Source organism: Parazoarcus sp. PS-13 R2A (assembly GCF_057621855.1).
Genome location: NZ_JBYEXN010000014.1, coordinates 107910 through 123691, shown reverse-complemented (window position 1 = coordinate 123691; position 15782 = coordinate 107910). Strand labels below are relative to the sequence as shown.

General features: G+C 64.7%; 16 protein-coding genes. 10 read left to right on the top strand and 6 right to left on the bottom strand.

Annotated elements, in window-relative coordinates; genetic code table 11:
* Positions 1-55 precede the first annotated feature (55 nt).
* The 5 genes from dnaB to rpsF form a co-directional block, all read right to left on the bottom strand.
* The gene (gene dnaB, locus AC22G6_RS14265; RefSeq protein WP_487367308.1) at positions 56-1465 is read right to left on the bottom strand and encodes a replicative DNA helicase; all 1410 of its coding nucleotides are present in this window, start codon (positions 1463-1465) and stop codon (positions 56-58) included.
* Between the two features lie 94 nt (positions 1466-1559).
* On the bottom strand, positions 1560-2009 hold the full coding sequence (gene rplI, locus AC22G6_RS14260; protein WP_108949752.1) for a 50S ribosomal protein L9: 450 nt from the start codon (positions 2007-2009) through the stop codon (positions 1560-1562).
* A gap of 15 nt (positions 2010-2024) precedes the next feature.
* Positions 2025-2300: a 30S ribosomal protein S18 gene (gene rpsR, locus AC22G6_RS14255; RefSeq protein WP_108949753.1), complete on the bottom strand. Its 276-nt coding sequence runs from the start codon at positions 2298-2300 to the stop codon at positions 2025-2027.
* Position 2301: 1 nt separating this feature from the next.
* Positions 2302-2616, bottom strand: a complete 315-nt coding sequence (priB, locus tag AC22G6_RS14250; RefSeq protein WP_108949754.1) for a primosomal replication protein N — start codon at positions 2614-2616, stop codon at positions 2302-2304.
* A gap of 1 nt (position 2617) precedes the next feature.
* Entirely contained in the window at positions 2618-3013 is a 396-nt protein-coding gene (gene rpsF, locus AC22G6_RS14245; RefSeq protein WP_108949755.1) for a 30S ribosomal protein S6, read from the bottom strand.
* Between the two features lie 246 nt (positions 3014-3259).
* On the opposite strand from rpsF, the gene AC22G6_RS14240 reads away from it, so the two are divergent.
* Positions 3260-3592 (top strand): hypothetical protein, encoded by a 333-nt coding sequence (locus AC22G6_RS14240; protein ID WP_108949756.1) that lies wholly within the window; start codon positions 3260-3262, stop codon positions 3590-3592.
* 24 nt (positions 3593-3616) lie between these two features.
* Here AC22G6_RS14240 and hrpA read toward each other — a convergent pair whose 3' ends face one another.
* Positions 3617-7699: an ATP-dependent RNA helicase HrpA gene (hrpA, locus tag AC22G6_RS14235; RefSeq protein WP_487367312.1), complete on the bottom strand. Its 4083-nt coding sequence runs from the start codon at positions 7697-7699 to the stop codon at positions 3617-3619.
* 281 nt (positions 7700-7980) lie between these two features.
* Here hrpA and AC22G6_RS14230 point away from each other — a divergent pair, with 281 nt between their 5' ends.
* The 9 genes from AC22G6_RS14230 to AC22G6_RS14190 all read left to right on the top strand — a co-directional run bounded on the left by AC22G6_RS14230 (position 7981) and on the right by AC22G6_RS14190 (position 15760).
* Complete coding sequence (locus AC22G6_RS14230) at positions 7981-8688, top strand: hypothetical protein (protein ID WP_487367307.1); 708 nt, start codon at positions 7981-7983, stop codon at positions 8686-8688.
* Positions 8689-8772: 84 nt separating this feature from the next.
* Positions 8773-9291 carry a DUF2478 domain-containing protein gene (locus AC22G6_RS14225; protein ID WP_487367311.1) on the top strand — a complete coding sequence of 173 codons (519 nt, stop codon included), beginning with the start codon at positions 8773-8775 and terminating at the stop codon, positions 9289-9291.
* A 1-nt stretch (position 9292) separates the two neighbouring features.
* Positions 9293-9556 carry a YkgJ family cysteine cluster protein gene (locus AC22G6_RS14220; RefSeq protein ID WP_487367306.1) on the top strand — a complete coding sequence of 88 codons (264 nt, stop codon included), beginning with the start codon at positions 9293-9295 and terminating at the stop codon, positions 9554-9556.
* Positions 9557-9626: 70 nt separating this feature from the next.
* The gene (locus AC22G6_RS14215; protein WP_487367305.1) at positions 9627-10451 is read left to right on the top strand and encodes an undecaprenyl-diphosphate phosphatase; all 825 of its coding nucleotides are present in this window, start codon (positions 9627-9629) and stop codon (positions 10449-10451) included.
* A 70-nt stretch (positions 10452-10521) separates the two neighbouring features.
* Positions 10522-11103 (top strand): YqiA/YcfP family alpha/beta fold hydrolase, encoded by a 582-nt coding sequence (locus tag AC22G6_RS14210; RefSeq protein ID WP_487367304.1) that lies wholly within the window; start codon positions 10522-10524, stop codon positions 11101-11103.
* A complete protein-coding gene (locus AC22G6_RS14205; protein WP_487367303.1) occupies positions 11100-11948 on the top strand; it encodes a class I SAM-dependent methyltransferase in 849 nt (282 codons plus the stop codon). Before AC22G6_RS14210 ends, AC22G6_RS14205 begins: the two co-directional genes overlap by 4 nt.
* Positions 11949-11960: 12 nt before the next feature.
* Positions 11961-12881 (top strand): EamA family transporter RarD, encoded by a 921-nt coding sequence (gene rarD, locus AC22G6_RS14200; protein ID WP_487367302.1) that lies wholly within the window; start codon positions 11961-11963, stop codon positions 12879-12881.
* A 65-nt stretch (positions 12882-12946) separates the two neighbouring features.
* Positions 12947-14845 (top strand): ribonuclease catalytic domain-containing protein, encoded by a 1899-nt coding sequence (locus AC22G6_RS14195; RefSeq protein WP_487367301.1) that lies wholly within the window; start codon positions 12947-12949, stop codon positions 14843-14845.
* A gap of 18 nt (positions 14846-14863) precedes the next feature.
* Positions 14864-15760, top strand: a complete 897-nt coding sequence (locus tag AC22G6_RS14190) for an energy transducer TonB (protein WP_487367300.1) — start codon at positions 14864-14866, stop codon at positions 15758-15760.
* Positions 15761-15782: the final 22 nt, after the last annotated feature.

Sequence of the window (15782 nt, the reverse complement as noted above, 5' to 3'; positions counted from 1 at the left end):
TACCCCATGAACTAATGCAAGAAGAAAATGAAAATAAATCGCTAAAAGATCAAAATCATTCATCTGGAGGTACAAACCCGCCGCCACCGGCGAAGTTTTCGAAGCGCGTATATTCACCAAAGAAGGTCATTCGTACGGTACCGGTCGGGCCGTTACGGTGTTTGCCGATAATCAGCTCTGCCGTACCTTTGTCTGGAGAATCAGGGTTATAGACCTCATCTCGATAAATAAACATGATGATGTCCGCATCCTGCTCGATTGCACCTGACTCGCGCAAGTCAGACATCACGGGGCGCTTGTTGGGGCGCTGCTCCAGGCTTCGGTTGAGCTGCGACAACGCGATGATCGGTACATGCAGCTCTTTCGCCAGCGACTTGACCGAGCGTGAAATCTCGGAGAGCTCGGAGGCTCGGTTGTCGCTGTCGCGCGTACCGCTCATCAGCTGCAGGTAGTCGATCACGATCAGCCCCAGACGGCCGCACTGCCGCGCCAGGCGCCGGGCTCTTGCACGCAGGTCGATCGGGTTGAGGCCAGGTGTCTCGTCTATATAGAGGGGCGCGTCGTAGAGCTTGCCCATCGCCACGGTCAGGCGCTGCCAGTCGTCGTCGGTCAGGCGTCCGCTACGAATCTTCTGCATGTCGATGCGACCGACAGACGCAATGAAGCGGGTTGCCAGCTGCGTACCCGGCATTTCCATCGAGAAGATGGCGACGGGCAGGCGCTGCTCGACGGCCACGTGCTCGGCGACGTTCAGCGCGAAGGTGGTCTTGCCCATTGCCGGACGTCCGGCCACGATCAGCATGTCCGAGGGCTGCAGGCCCGACGTCTTGGCATCGAGATCGGCAAAGCCCGAGGGCACGCCGGTGACCTCGGAGGAGCTGTCGCGGTCGTAGAGTTCCTGCACCCGATCCACAACCTGTTTCAGAATCGGCTGGATGACCTGAAAACCGGTGGTATTGCGGGCGCCGGCTTCTGCGATCTCGAACACCCGCGCCTCAGCCTCGTCCAGCAGCATCTTGGCGTCCTTGCCCGAGGGGCTGAGCGCACTCGCGGCAATGTTGTCGCCCACGGCCACCAGCTTGCGCAGGATGGCCCGCTCGCGAACGATCTCCGCGTAGCGCCGGATGTTTGCCGCCGAAGGGGTGTTGTTCGCGATTTCGGCCAGGTAGGACAGGCCACCGGATTGCTCGGCCTCGCCGTTCTTTTCCAGCGACTCGAATACGGTCACCACGTCCGCGGGCTTTCCGAAATCGATCAGCTTGGAGATGTGCCGATAGATACGGCGATGGTCGTCGCGATAGAAGTCGGCCTCGTTAACGAGGTCGGCTACCCGCTCCCAGGAGGAGTTGTCGAGCAAAATGCCGCCGATGAGCGATTGCTCTGCCTCAAGAGAATGAGGCGGCAGCTTGATCGCCGCCATCTGCGGGTCCAGTGCGTCGTCGGGGAACCTGCGGGAAGTCGCCATGGGGAGCCTGACCGAAGTCGATTTGCGTAAATAGGGCATTCTAAAAACAAAGGGGCTGCCTAGGCAGCCCCTTCGGGATCGCAAACTGCTGCGATTAATGCTCGCCCAGCACCGAAACGGTAATGGAGACCGTCACGTCGGCGTGCAGTGCAACGTCGAGCTGGGTGTCACCGATCTGCTTCAGGTGACCCTGCGGCATGCGGATCGCGGAACGATCGATTTCGAAGCCCTGAGCAGCAACTGCCTCAGCCACGTCGATGTTGCTGACGGAACCGAACAGGCGACCGTCCATACCGGCCTTGCGGGTGATCTGAACCATCAGACCGTCGAGCTTGGCGCCGAGAGCCTGAGCGGCTTCCAGCTTTTCGGCTTGCAGACGCTCGAGTTCAGCGCGACGCGCTTCGAACTCGGCCATGTTGTTCGTCGTAGCGCGCTTGGCCAGACCCTGGGGGATCAGGTAGTTGCGTGCGTAGCCGTCCTTGACCTTGACCACATCGCCCAGACCGCCGAGCTTGCCCACTTTTTCGAGAAGAATGATTTGCATGATCTCTGTCCTCTCTTACTGGTGCAGGTCGGTGTAAGGCATCAGCGCCAGGAAGCGCGCGCGCTTCACGGCAACCGACAGCTGACGCTGGTAACCGGCCTTGGTGCCGGTGATGCGTGCCGGCATGATCTTGGCGTTTTCGGTGATGAAGTCCTTAAGGATGTCCACATCCTTGTAGTCGACTTCTTCGATCTTCTCCGCGGTGAAGCGGCAGAACTTGCGACGCTTGAACAGACCACGATTACCGCGATCGTCCTTCTTCTTGAACTTGGACTTGGGCTTGAAAGCCATTTCAGTTTCCTTCTACAAATTCGATCTTGTTCAGATGCAGTACCGGAGCACGGCTGCGAAGACTCTTCGCTGCCAGAAAGCCCGTCACTGTCACGTTCACTCCGGGGCCGGCATTCGCCAGAACACTGGCGAGATCACCAACGGCCACTGCCTGCAATTCCACCGAAACGTCGCGATCCAGTCCGGATTCACGCTGCCTCGATTCGTGGGTCAGCACACACCCCGCTACCGGCACACCTGCTGGCGTTCGCCGCAGGGGAAGGAGTTCGGCGATGCGCGCCGTCAGGCGCAGCTCGTTCAACCCCGCCTCAGCCACCTCAGGCCGAAGCGGACTCGGAGGCTTCTGCAGGCTTGGCTTCTTCGGCAGCAGCCGGAGCGGTCAGCGAGCGGGACTTCTCTTCCTTCATCATCGGCGACGGCGTGGTAACAGCCTTCTTCGTCTTGATGGTCAGGTGACGCAGCACTGCATCGTTGAACTTGAAGGCGTGCTCGAGTTCGGCCAGCGCTTCACCGTCGCACTCGATGTTCATGAGTACGTAGTGAGCCTTGTGCACCTTCTGGATCGGGTAGGCCAGCTGACGGCGGCCCCAGTCTTCGAGGCGGTGGATCTGACCCGTGCGGGCGGTAACGATCGTCTTGTAACGATCGATCATCGCCGGGACCTGTTCGGACTGGTCCGGGTGGACGATGAATACGATTTCGTAGTGTCGCATGCAAACTCCTTGCGGTTGTTGAAAGTCAGCCCCCCGGCATGCGAAACCGGTGGAGCAAGGTGAAGCGCGGAATAGTAACAAGAACGGCTGAAAAAACAAAGGCCGTCGACGCGAAATGTCAAGCGCCCGACGCAGGGTCCGTCAAGCCTGCTTACACTCTCAACGCACGTCCCGAAGCGGCCTCACCTAGTATCGGCGCATCAGGCTCAAGCCCTGAAGCGACGACAACAAACCTGAGGCAAGACCATGAAATCGACACCCAAACGCCTGCTTGCCACGCTGCTATGTGCCGGACTGATGGCGGCAGGCGGTGCTGCCGATGCCCACGACGACGATGACCGTGGCTGGTCCAAGAGCGAGCGCAAGGCGTACAAGCACTATCAGCGCTACCACCGGCACGATCACTCCGACAGGCGGACGGTCATCCGCGAACGCGTGGTTGTTCGGGAAGTCCCGCGCTATTACCGCGAACGCGAAGTGCGTGAGTATTACTACGCACCTCCCGTGCGCAGCTACAGCCGGGAACCGGCGGTCGTGATCGGGGTGAATATTCCGCCTATCGTGATTCCCTTCCGGTAAGGCCCTGCAGCCGGCTGCAGCGCTTCAGCGCGGCCGGCTGTCCCATATCTTCTGCAGACGCTTTACTGACACCGGCATCGGCGTCTTAAGCTCCTGCGCGAAAAGGCCGACACGCAATTCCTCCAGCAACCAGCGGAAGGACTCCAGCTGCGGGTCGGTCACGCCGGCACGACGCTTTGCGATCAGCTCACGCTCCCAGGTCTGGGCGAGCGCTTTCCAGTCGTTCATCAACTGCGCATCCCGCGCCGGATTGTTACGGAGTTTATCGAGGCGGATCGATGCCGCCTTCAGATAGCGCGGGAACTGCGCAAGGTGCTCCCACGGGCAGGCCACGAGAAAGTCTTTCGGCAGCAGGCCGGCAATCTGCGCCTGCAGGTCTGCCACCACGTCCGGAAAAGCCTTCATGCCAAGCAGACGTTTCTGCAGGGCAGCGTTTTCCGTCAGCAACTGTCCGGCAAGTCGCATGAACTCCTGCGCCACCAGCGTCACCCGCGATTTGGCTTCCGTGCAGCGCCGCTCGAACCCTGCCTGATCCGCAGGCAAAGGCTCAAGCAGGCAGCAACGCGTCAGGGTCGCCTCCACCAGACGCGCTTTCAGCTCGGCCTCGGTACCGAAGTTCATGTACTGCAGTGCCAGCTCACGCAGGCCCGGCAGACGCTCGATGGCGCGTACCTGATCCTTGAGCGTCAGCGCGAACAACCGGGTCAGGCCCGCCCGATGCACTCGCGCGGCCTCTTCCGGGGTGTCGTAGGGGCGCAAGGACACGCTGTCGCCATCGTCATGCAGGGCCGGAAAGCCGATTACATCGCGTCCCGCGACCCTGAGTTCGAGCAGTTCGGGCAGGGCACCAAAACTCCACGACGTCACGCCGGCGAGTGCGGAGCCGGCGGTCGGCGCATTCGCCGCCTCGCCCCCCTTATTTGCGGATGAGCCGCGCTCTGCCGGATGCTGCGCCGACGCCGCGCCCTTCTCGCGGCGAGACTTCCCGCCCCCGCTGTCTGCGGCGGGCGCAGTCACGGCGCCCGCTGCTTCAAGCGCACCGGCAAGCGCGCCGTCGATCTTTGCGGCCTTGAAGCGCGCCGCCACCTGGTCACGGAAACGCGCACGCAACTCGGACAGATTGCGTGACTGTCCCATTACCCGCCCATGCTCGTCGATCACCCGCAGGTTCATGAAGCAATGGGGCTTGAGGTTCTCAAGACGAAAACTCTCAAGGGGCAGTTTGAGCTGGACCCGGTCCTCGACAAAGCGCTGCAGCATGCGCAACAGCGGCTCATCGGTATCGAAAGCGCCGGCGTCGAAATCGGCCATGAAGGCGGCCGCACTCTCGTTCATCGGCTGCAGGCGATGGCGGTGCTTTTGCGGCACGGTCCTGAGCAGCGCGGTGATCTTCTCTTCGAGGAGGCCGGGCACCAGCCATTCGCAGCGGTTGGCCGGGATCTGGTTGAGCATGGCCAGCGGCACGGTCAGCGTTACGCCGTCGTCGGCATCGCCGGGCTGGTGGAGGTAGCTCAGGGTCAGCTTCTGCCCCAGAACCTCGAATCGGGTCGGAAAGCGCTCGGTGGTGATGCCTTCCGCCTCGTGCCGCATGAGCTGGTCGCGCGACAGATAGAGCAGTTTGGGCTCGGTCTTCTCCGCCGTCTTGCGCCAAGCCTCGAAGCTGGCGAGGTCATCGACCCCGGGCGGAATCAGGCTGTCGTAGAAAGCCTCGATCAGGGTTTCGTCGACCAGTACGTCCGGCCGCCGCGACTTGTGCTCCAGGCGTTCGATCTCGGCCACAAGACGCTGGTTGTGCGACAGAAAGCCCATGCTGCGTGCAGCGCCATCGGCGATTTCGCCCGCCACCAGCCCCTCGCGAATGAACAACTCGCGGCACAGCGCGGGATCGGTATCCCGGTAGCTCACGCCGCGCCGCGGGTAGAGCACCAGCCCGTACAGCGTGCCACGCTCCCACGCACGGACCGCACCCGAGGTTTTCGACCAGTGCGGCTCGAACATCTGCGTGCGCAGCAGGTGTGCGCCCACCTCTTCCACCCATTCGGGCTCGATGCGGGCAATGCAGCGTCCAAACAGGCGCGAGGTCTCGACCTGTTCGGCGCACATGATCCACTTGCCCGCCTTCTTCGCCAGCGCCGAACCGGGATGCGGCCAGAACTTGATGCCGCGTGCGCCGAGATAGCTGCCGGCCTGGGGGCCTGATGCATCCTCGACCTTGCAGCCGATGTTGCCGAGCAGCCCTGCCAGCAGCGCCTTGTGAATGGTCTCGTAGTTGGCGGGGAGCTGGTTCTCCTTCCAGCCGTGCTCGGCACACAGTGCGTGCAGCTGGGTGAACACGTCGCGCCACTCGCGCATCCGCATCCACGACAGGAAGTGCTGCTTGCACCACGCCTTCTGCTTGCCCGCCGATTCATGGCGCTGGACCTCGTCCCACGCCTTCCACAGATGCAGATACCAGAGAAACTCCGAGCGCTGGTCCTGCTCGCCGCCGCGGAACTTCGCATGCGCCTGATCGGCACCGCCCGGCCCTTCCTGCGGACGCTCGCGCGGGTCCTGCACCGACAGCGCAGCGGCGATCACCAGCAGCTCGGCCAGGCAACCACGGTCGCGCGCCGCCAGAATCATCCGTCCGATGCGGGGGTCGAGCGGCAGCTTGGCCAGTTCGACACCGCTCGGGGTAAGCCGGCGCTCGTCGTCATCGGTCACTGCGCCGAGTTCGGCGAGCAGCGCATAGCCGTCGCCGATGAGGCGCGAGCCGGGCGCATCGATGAAGGGAAAGTCTTCCACCGCACCCAGGCGCAGCGACTTCATGCGCAGGATCACCCCCGCCAGCGAGGAGCGCAGGATCTCCGGATCGGTGTGCGCCTGACGCTTGGCAAAGTCGTCCTCGTCGTAGAGCCGGAAGCAGACGCCGTCCATCACCCGGCCGCAACGCCCTGCACGCTGCTGCGCCGCCGACTGGGCGATCTTCTCGATCTGCAACTGCTCGACCTTGTTACGGGGCGAGTAGCGCTTGACCCGCGCCAGGCCAGTATCGACCACATAGCGGATGCCGGGGACGGTCAGCGAGGTCTCGGCGACGTTGGTCGACAGCACCACGCGGCGCCCCTTCGACGGCGAGAACACCCTGGCCTGGTCCTGCGCCGACTGGCGCGCGAACAGGGACAGGATTTCGGTGCCGGGCAGATGCTGCGCCTTGCGCAAGGCCTCGGCGGCTTCACGGATCTCGCGCTCGCCGGGCAGAAACACCAGTACGTCGCCCGGCCCGCTGCGCTGCGCCTCATCGACCGCATCGACGATCGCGTCGAGCAGGTCGCGCCCCTTGTTCCTGCGTGGCGGCGGGCGCTCGCCCGCGCGCGGCGCCGGCTTCGCCCCTTCCTTCGCATCTTCCTCTTCTACCGGACGGTAATGCATGGTGATCGGATACAGGCGGCCCGACACCTCGATCACCGGCGCCGGCTTTCCAGTGGCGTCGGCGAAGTGGCGGGCAAAACGCTCGGCATCGAGCGTCGCCGAGGTCACGATCACCTTGAGATCGGGCCGTTTGGGCAACAGCGTGCGCAGATAGCCGAGCAGGAAGTCGATGTTCAGGCTGCGCTCGTGCGCCTCGTCGATGATCAGTGTGTCATAGGCGGCGAGCAGCGGATCAGTCTGGGTTTCGGCCAGCAGAATGCCGTCGGTCATCAGCTTGATGTGGCTGGACGCGGTGAGCTTGTCGGTGAAGCGAATCTTGTAGCCCACCGCCTGCCCGAGGGGACTGTTGAGCTCCTGCGCGATGCGCGAAGCCGTGGCCCGCGCCGCCAGTCGCCGCGGCTGGGTGTGACCGATCAGACCCGCCGCACCGCGCCCCAGCGTCATGCAGATCTTGGGCAGCTGAGTGGTCTTGCCCGAACCCGTTTCGCCACAGACGATGATGACCTGATGCGCAGTCAGGGCCTCGGCAATCTCGTCGCGCCGCGCCGACACCGGAAGCTCCGGCGGAAACTCCGGCCTGGGCAGCGCCGCCTGGCGTGCAGCCAGCGCGGTGCGCGAGCGTGCCAGCAGGGCGTCGAACGCATCCTGCAGCTTCTTCTTGCGCTCATCGTCTCCGCGCCGCAGATCGCGCGCCATGCGGCGCAGCCGGGGGCGGTCGATGCTGAGGCAATCGTCGAAAGCGGACATGCCCGCAGCGGCAGGCGAACTGGTGTGTCTGTTCATTTATGCTCTTGATGCTGCACGACATGGCTTGATGCAAGCGCACGTACCCGCGGTGCAGTCCGGTCTGATGCGCAGGCGCCGCGGAACGAGCCGACGGCGACGGAATGGCCTGCATTATCCCAGCACCACGGCCGAGTGACAGCACCGACGTTACCGCGCCTCGCTATACTCGTCCGATGCCAGCCGCTTCCACCATGCCGGACACCTCCGCCAACGCATACCCGAAGCTCCGAAGCCATCTGTTCGATGACTCGGGCGGCCTCGGCTACCACCTGCGCGCACTGCGCCACCGGCGCACGCTGTGGGCGCCTTTCATCGCCCAGGTCGCGGACTGGCTGAACGCCTGGCAGGCACCGACTGCGCATCTCGTCATCATCGGCCCCTCGGGCGGATACGCCCTCGACCAGACCTTTCTCCAGCGCTTCGCCCACATCACCGTGCTCGAACCCGACCCGCTTGCCCGCCTGATCCTGCGCCGGCGTTTTTCCGGTCTGCGCATCGAGCACGGCGAGCTCGACTGCCTGTCGGGGCGTGAAGGCCCGAGCTGGCTTGCCCGCCTGTATCCCGGAGCCAGCCTGCTGTTCGCCAATGTCCTCGGCCAGTCGCCTGCGCTCACGGAGGACGCGCGCTGGACCGACAATCTGCGCACTGCGCTGGAGGCGCATCACTGGGCCAGCTGGCACGACGTGCTGTCGGCCGCCACCCCGCCGCTGGCCGATACCGACCGCCCCCTCGAGCCCGCTGCAGACATCACCACCCTTGCGACCCGCTGCTGGCGCTGGCCCACGCAAGTCTGCGACCACGACAGCTTCGGCCTGGCCGGCAGCCAGGACGGCCTCGCCTTGTGGCAACTGGGTTCGGCGCAGTGGCAGATCGTGGAATGGGGTGTTCACGCCCCCTGAAACTGCGCACGAATGCAAACCGTACTGTGCGACCCCGCCGCCGAGTGCGACAATCCCGGTTCCGCCTCCGCCGACGCCAAGATCATGCCTGCCCTGCCGATTGCCGCCATCCTGTATACGCCCGAGGACAACATCGAAGCCCTGCTCGTACGCGTCGCCAGAACCCTGGCCGAGCGCGGCGTCCGCCTCGGGGGCGTCATCCAGCATGACATCGCCACCGCCATCAACGATCCCTGCGCAATGGAGCTCGAGGATTTGCGCAATGGCGAACGCTTTTCGCTGTCGCAGGAGCTCGGCAGCGGCTCTGAAGCCTGCCGCCTCGACCCCGCCGCGCTCGCCCACGCCTCGGTCGCAGTGCGCGCCGCCGTCGATCAGGGCGCACAGCTGGTCATGATCAACAAGTTCGGAGCGCAGGAGGCCAATGGCGACGGCCTGCGCGATGAGATGGGGTTCGCAGTGGTCTCGGGCACCCCCTTGCTGACGGCGGTGGGCAAACGTTTCCTGCCCGAATGGGAAGCCTTCACCGGCGGCGACGGCAGCATGCTCGAACCGAGCTTCGACAGCGTCATCGCGTGGTGGGACGAACTGGTCCAGTCGAACTGACATGGACTGCCGCCCCGGCTGCGCCGCCTGCTGCATCGCACCGTCAATCTCCAGCCCGATTCCGGGCATGCCGCAGGGCAAGCCGGCCGGCATACGCTGCGTCCAGCTCGACGCAGCCGATCGCTGCAAACTCTTCGGCTCGCCCGACAGGCCGCGCGTTTGCGGCAGCCTTCCGCCCGAACCCGAGATGTGTGGAGACAACCGCGACAGCGCGATCCGCTGGCTGACCCAGCTTGAAAGGCAGACTTCGGCCACCGCACGCTGAAGTTTTGCCGCACTGCAACACTCAACCCTTATAATCAGGCTCCCATCCCGTTCGACTGAAGCCACTTCATATGGATATCCAGCTCCTCTTTACCGCGGCCATCCTCGGCATCATTGAGGGCCTGACCGAATTCCTGCCGGTATCCTCGACGGGGCACCTGATCATCGTCGGCGACCTGCTCGGCTACACCGACGACACCAGTAAGGTGTTCAAGATCGTCATCCAGTTCGCTGCCATCCTGGCCGTATGCTGGGATTACCGCGAGCGCCTGATCAAGGTGGCATCGGGCCTCAGGACCGAACCCGCCTCCCAGCGCTTCGTCGGCATGCTGTTTGTCGCGTTTCTGCCGGCAGCGGTCCTCGGGCTGATGTTCCACTCCACGATCAAGAGCCTGCTGTTCAACCCGCTGACGGTCGCCACGGCGCTGGTGGTTGGCGGCTTCATCATTCTTTATGTCGAGAAGCGGGCCTACCATCCGCGCGTCGAAACCGTGGATGCGATGAGCTGGGGCGATGCGCTCAAGGTCGGCTTCGCCCAGGCGCTGGCCATGATTCCGGGCACTTCGCGTTCGGGCTCGACCATCATGGGCGGCCTGATCTTCGGCCTGTCGCGCAAGGCGGCGGCCGAGTTCTCATTCTTCCTAGCCATCCCCACCATGTTCGCGGCCACGGTCTATGACCTGTACAAGAACTGGTCCCTGCTGCGGCTCGAGGATGTCCCCGTGTTCGCCGTCGGCTCCATCGCCTCCTTCGTGGCCGCGATGTGGGCGGTGAAGAGCTTCATCCGCTTCATCTCCAATCACACCTTCATTGTCTTTGCCTGGTATCGCATCGTTTTCGGCCTGATCGTGCTGGCCACCTGGCAACTCGATCTCGTGTCCTGGAGCGAGCCCTGATCGAAACGCCTCTTAACGGCGCCCCCGACGGCAGGCTAAACTGGCCTGCCGTAAACGTCATAGCGCCACGATGATCATCTACCTGCACGGTTTTCGCTCTGCCCCGGCATCGATCAAGGCACAGGCACTCCGGCACCACATGTCTGAACGCGGCCTGGGCGATGCCTTCTGGTGCGAACAGTTGCCGGTCTCGGCGCGGGAAGCGATTGCGCTGATCGAAGCGCAGATTTCAAGGGCTCAGCGCGATTCGCGCGGCATCCCGCCAACCGTGGTCGGCAGCTCGCTTGGCGGCTATTACGCGACCTGGCTGGCAGAGCGGCACGGACTGCGGGCGGTCGTGGTCAACCCGGCAGTGATCGCCCCGCTCTCGCTCGAGGCCTACATCGGCCGCCAGAGCAATCTGTACACCGACGAGCACTTCGACTTCACTCAGGCGCACATCGACGAGCTGCGCGAGATCGACGTGCCCGTCATCACCCGCCCCGAACGCTACTGGCTGCTGGCTGAAACCGGCGACGAGGTGCTCGACTACCGCCACGCCGTCAGCAAGTACGCCGGCGCACGCCAGACCGTGCTGCCCGGCGGTGACCACGGCTTCTCGCGCTGGACCGATTACCTGGACGACGTCCTGCACTTTGCGGGGCTGGCATGAGCGGCGGCTTCGACACCCGGCGTTTCAAGGCCATGGAGCGCGCCGGCTTCAATCGCATCGCCGCCCGTTATGCAGACGGCGCCCATCTGCGCGCGGAGCTTGCGCACGCCCTGCTCGGGGCGGCGGCGCTGGCCCCCGGGCAGCGCGTGCTCGATCTCGCCAGCGGCCCCGGCCTGCTGGCGTCGGACGCAGCCCATCGTGTCCACCCGGGCGGCATGGTGCTCGCCACCGATATCGCCGAAGGCATGCTGGCCGAGGGTGCACGGCGCATTTCAGGCAGTGGCATCGAACTGCTTTTCACCGCAGCCGACGCCGAGCACCTGTGCCTGGCAGATGCCAGCGTCGACCGCGTCCTCGCCGGCCTGGCGCTGTTCATGTTTCCGCACCCCGAACGCGCGCTGTCCGAGATGCATCGTGTGCTCGCACCCGGCGGCCGGGTGGCCCTGTCGGTCTGGGGCGAGCGCGACAGCGTGCCGCTGATCAGCCGTGCCCAGGACTGCATCGCGCGCCTGCTCCCGAAACCCAAGGTCGCACGCCCTTCGGTATTCCGCTTTGGTGACCCGGCCGTCCTCCAGGCCATCCTAGAGGATGCGGGCTTCACCGAGGTCAGCATCACCGCCTGCGACTTCACTTGCAGCTTCGACGATGCCGAAAGCTACTGGCAGGCCTTCCTCGATCTGGCCGGCGGTGCAGCCGAGGCGCTCTCGCGTCTGCCGGAAGCCACCCAGCAGGCGCTGCGCAACGAAGTCGCGGCCGACCTTGCGCAACATCCGCGTGCAGACGGTCGTCCCGGCTGCACCGTTCCCGCACGCGCACTGATCGCGACCGCAGCACGCAAGCCCTGACCCCACCCTGCGATGACCACCCCACCTGCCGAAGCCGCCGCCGAATTGCGGCGCGGCACCCTTGCCGCCCTCCTCGCCTTCACCATCTGGGGGCTGATGCCCCTGTATTTTCGAGCGGTGGGCGAGGTCCAGCCCTTTGAGATCGTTGCGCACAGAGTCCTGTGGTCGCTGGTATTTCTCGCAGTCCTGATCGCCTTCGTGCCCGGCGCCAGTCGTTTCAGCACGGTCACCATGGTGCTGCGTCAGCCGCGTCTGACCGCCATGCTCGCCCTCACCGCCTCACTCACGGGCAGCAACTGGCTGGTGTTCGTGTGGTCGGTCGACGCCGGACGACTGATCGAGGCCAGCCTCGGCTACTTCATCAACCCGCTGGTCAGCGTTCTGCTTGGCCGCCTGTTTCTGGGCGAGCAGCTGCGTCCCTTGCAGAAACTGGCGGTCGCGATTGCTGCCGGCGGCGTGTGCTGGCGCATCTGGCAGGTGGGTGATCTGCCCTGGATCGCGCTTTTCCTCGCCGGTACCTTCGGGCTGTACGGTCTGCTGCGAAAACGCATGCCGGTCGATGCCGTCGGCGGGCTGTTCATCGAGACTCTGGTGACCGCGCCGATCGCCGTGGTCTGGCTGCTGTGGCTCAGCAACCAGGGCGAACTCAGCTTTGGCACCTCGCTGCACCTCGACCTGCTGCTGCCGCTGGCCGGGGTGTTCACCGCGATCCCGCTGATGCTGTTCGCGGTCGGCGCCAGACGCCTGCCTTTGGCCACCCTCGGCTTCCTGCAGTACCTGGCCCCCAGCCTCAACTTCCTGATTGCGGTGCTGCTGTTTCGCGAGCCCTTCGACCACGGACAGCTCATCGGTTTCCTGATGATCTGGGCTGCACTCGCGATCTACACCGTCGACATGCTGCGCCACACCGGCGACCGCCGCCGGAAGCAATGAAGGTTTAGGGCCTGAGAGCCGAATCCAGTAAACTGTGCGGCTTGCTCAATTGCTGGCGGTCGCTGATGTTTGTGCTGTTTGAAGAGGACGGGGCTTTCAAGGCTGGAACAATCCTCGCTGATAACGATGCCTCGCTGCAGGTGGAAAATACCCATGGCAAGCGGCTCAAGATCAAGCGGGCGAATGTCCTGCTCAACTTTCGCGAGCCTGCGCCAGCGGACCTGCTGAGCCGCGCCGAAAGCGCGGCCGAAGAACTCGACACCGAATTCCTGTGGGAAGTATGCGGTGACGACGAGTTCGGCTTTGCAGAGTTCGCTGCGGAATACTATGGTCACACACCCAGCCCGGTGGAGTCCGCCGCGGTGCTGCTGCGCCTGCATTCGGCGCCAATCTGGTTTCATCGCAAGGGCAAGGGGCGGTTTCGCAAGGCCCCGGCCGAGATCCTGCAGGCCGCACTCGCCGGCATGGAGAAAAAGCGCCTGCAGGCGCTTGCCATCGACAAGATGCGCGACGAACTGGTCGACGGCCGCCTGCCGGCCGAGTTCGAGGGCATGCTGCCGCAGATCCTCTACCGCCCCGACCGCAACCGCAGCGAGGTCAAGGCGCTCGAGGCCGCCTGCGTCGACACCGGCCTCAGTGCCGCCCGCCTGCTGCTCAAGTGCGGCGCGCTGTCCTCAAGCTACGAGTATCACTACAACCGCTTCCTGTTCGAGCAGTTCCCGGACGGTGTGCATTTCCCCGAGATCGACCCGCTGACGGTTCCCACCGGGCTGCCGCGTGCGGACGTCGCAGCGTTCTCGATCGACGACGCCACCACCACCGAGATCGACGACGCCTTTTCGGTCACGCCAAGGCTCGAGGGCGGCTGGCGCGTGGGCATCCATATCGCCGCGCCGGCGCTGGGCTTCAGCCGCGGCTCGAAGCTCGACGCCATCGCCCGTCAGCGCCTGTCCACCGTCTATATGCCGGGCAACAAGATCACCATGCTGCCCGATGAAGTGGTCGAGACCTTCACGCTGGCCGCTGGCCGCGAGTGCCCGGCCATTTCGCTCTATCTGGATGTCAGGTCCGATCTCACCATCACCGCCCACGAAAGCCGGGTGGAGATCGTGCCCATCGTCGCCAACCTGCGTCACCACGACATCGAACCGGTGTTCAACGAGGACACGATTCACGATGGCGGCCCCGACTTCCAGTGGAAGCGCGAGCTGACCCTGCTGTGGGACCTGGCGACGATTCTCGAGGCCGGACGCGGCAAGCCTTCCGCACATAACAACCAGGTCGACAACAACTTCTACGTCGACTGGCAGCAGCAGACGGAAGACGGCCCCGGCTACATCACCATTGGCCAGCGCCTGCGTGGCTCGCCGATGGACAAGCTGGTCGCCGAAATGATGATCCTGGCCAACAGCACCTGGGGCAAACTGCTCGACGAAGCCGGCGTGCCCGGTCTGTACCGCGCCCAGGGTGGCGGCAAGGTGCGCATGACCACCGTCGCCGCACCGCATGAAGGCCTCGGGGTCGATTGCTATGCCTGGTCGAGCTCGCCGCTGCGCCGCTACGTCGACATGGTGAACCAGTGGCAGATCATTGCCGTGCTGACCGGCACCGAGGCGCCCTTCGCCCCCAAATCCACCGATCTGATGGCAACCCTGCGCGACTTCGAGGGTACCTACGCGGAGTACAACGAGTTCCAGCGCCGCATGGAGCGCTACTGGTGCCTGCGCTGGTTGCGCCAGGCAAAACCGGAGGCGGTCGAAGCCAAGGTCATGCGCGACAATCTCGTTCGCCTCGAAGCGATCCCGCTGATCCTCAAGGTGCCCTCGCTGCCGCCGCAGCTGCCGGGCTCACGCGTACGCCTGATCATCGAAGGCAGCGATCTGGTCGACGTCGAAGTCAGCGCGCGCTACCTCACTACCTTGTCCGAGCCCGATCCGGACCAAGAGGAAGAAGCCGAGTACTGAGTCGGCGCCCGCGCACCCATGGCCCAGCCCCCCTCCCTGTACATCGCCTCCATGGCGGCCGCTGCGAGGCATCGCAGCAATGCCATCCTGGCCCTCGGCTTTGCCGTGTCGCTCATGCTGCACGGGCTGGTGCTGAGCATCGGCATCCGCATGCCGGACCCGAAGCCGGTGCGGGACGCCGGGCTGGAGGTGGTGCTGGTCAACGCCCGTCATGCCAGGCCGCCCGCCGAAGCACAGGTGCTCGCACAGGCCAACCTGGACGGCGGTGGCACCAGCGAGGAGAAGGTGAGACCAAAGTCGCCCTTGCCGCCGCAGGACGCGAGCAAGGACGGCAGCGCGCTGGTCGAGGCCAGACGGCGCCAGCCGCAGGAGCAGGTACGCCCCGAGCAGAAGGTCTTGACCCGCAAGGAAGCGCCCGCAGTCGTCGCCAGTGAGCGCCCGGTGGTCGAGAGCCCGACGACACCTGAGGTCGCCAGCGGACTGGACCTGCTCGACAGCGCGGCGGCGATTGCCCGCGTCGAGGCCCAGATCGACCGCACGCTGGAGGAATACTCGCAGCGCCCGCGCAAGCGCATCATTGGCGCCCGGGCGCGCGAATACCGTTTCGCGCAGTACGTCGAGGACTGGCGGCTGAAGATCGAACGCATCGGCACCCTGAACTACCCGGAGGCTGCGCGCGGCAAACTCTACGGCAGCCTGCTGCTGTCGGTGACGATCCGCGCCGACGGCAGCCTCGAGCGGGTGCAGGTGCACCGGAGCTCAGGCCACAAGGTCCTGGACGACGCCGCCGTGCGCATCGTCAACATGGCCGCGCCTTATGCCCCGTTTCCGCCGGACATCCGCAAGGACACCGACATCCTTGAAATCTCCCGTACCTGGACCTTCACCAACAGGGACCAGGTGCGCGCCAACTGACGCTAACTGCCGCCAAACGAGC

Coding starts and splice junctions, on each gene's coding strand:
- rpsF (WP_108949755.1), bottom strand. CDS start 3,013: ATGCGACACTACGAAATCGTATTCATCGTCCACCCGGACCAGTCCGAA.
- AC22G6_RS14190 (WP_487367300.1), top strand. CDS start 14,864: ATGGCCCAGCCCCCCTCCCTGTACATCGCCTCCATGGCGGCCGCTGCG.
- AC22G6_RS14225 (WP_487367311.1), top strand. CDS start 8,773: ATGCCTGCCCTGCCGATTGCCGCCATCCTGTATACGCCCGAGGACAAC.
- hrpA (WP_487367312.1), bottom strand. CDS start 7,699: ATGGCGCGCGATCTGCGGCGCGGAGACGATGAGCGCAAGAAGAAGCTG.
- AC22G6_RS14215 (WP_487367305.1), top strand. CDS start 9,627: ATGGATATCCAGCTCCTCTTTACCGCGGCCATCCTCGGCATCATTGAG.
- rplI (WP_108949752.1), bottom strand. CDS start 2,009: ATGCAAATCATTCTTCTCGAAAAAGTGGGCAAGCTCGGCGGTCTGGGC.
- AC22G6_RS14220 (WP_487367306.1), top strand. CDS start 9,293: ATGGACTGCCGCCCCGGCTGCGCCGCCTGCTGCATCGCACCGTCAATC.
- AC22G6_RS14205 (WP_487367303.1), top strand. CDS start 11,100: ATGAGCGGCGGCTTCGACACCCGGCGTTTCAAGGCCATGGAGCGCGCC.
- AC22G6_RS14240 (WP_108949756.1), top strand. CDS start 3,260: ATGAAATCGACACCCAAACGCCTGCTTGCCACGCTGCTATGTGCCGGA.
- rarD (WP_487367302.1), top strand. CDS start 11,961: ATGACCACCCCACCTGCCGAAGCCGCCGCCGAATTGCGGCGCGGCACC.
- AC22G6_RS14195 (WP_487367301.1), top strand. CDS start 12,947: ATGTTTGTGCTGTTTGAAGAGGACGGGGCTTTCAAGGCTGGAACAATC.
- AC22G6_RS14230 (WP_487367307.1), top strand. CDS start 7,981: ATGCCGGACACCTCCGCCAACGCATACCCGAAGCTCCGAAGCCATCTG.
- AC22G6_RS14210 (WP_487367304.1), top strand. CDS start 10,522: ATGATCATCTACCTGCACGGTTTTCGCTCTGCCCCGGCATCGATCAAG.
- rpsR (WP_108949753.1), bottom strand. CDS start 2,300: ATGGCTTTCAAGCCCAAGTCCAAGTTCAAGAAGAAGGACGATCGCGGT.
- dnaB (WP_487367308.1), bottom strand. CDS start 1,465: ATGGCGACTTCCCGCAGGTTCCCCGACGACGCACTGGACCCGCAGATG.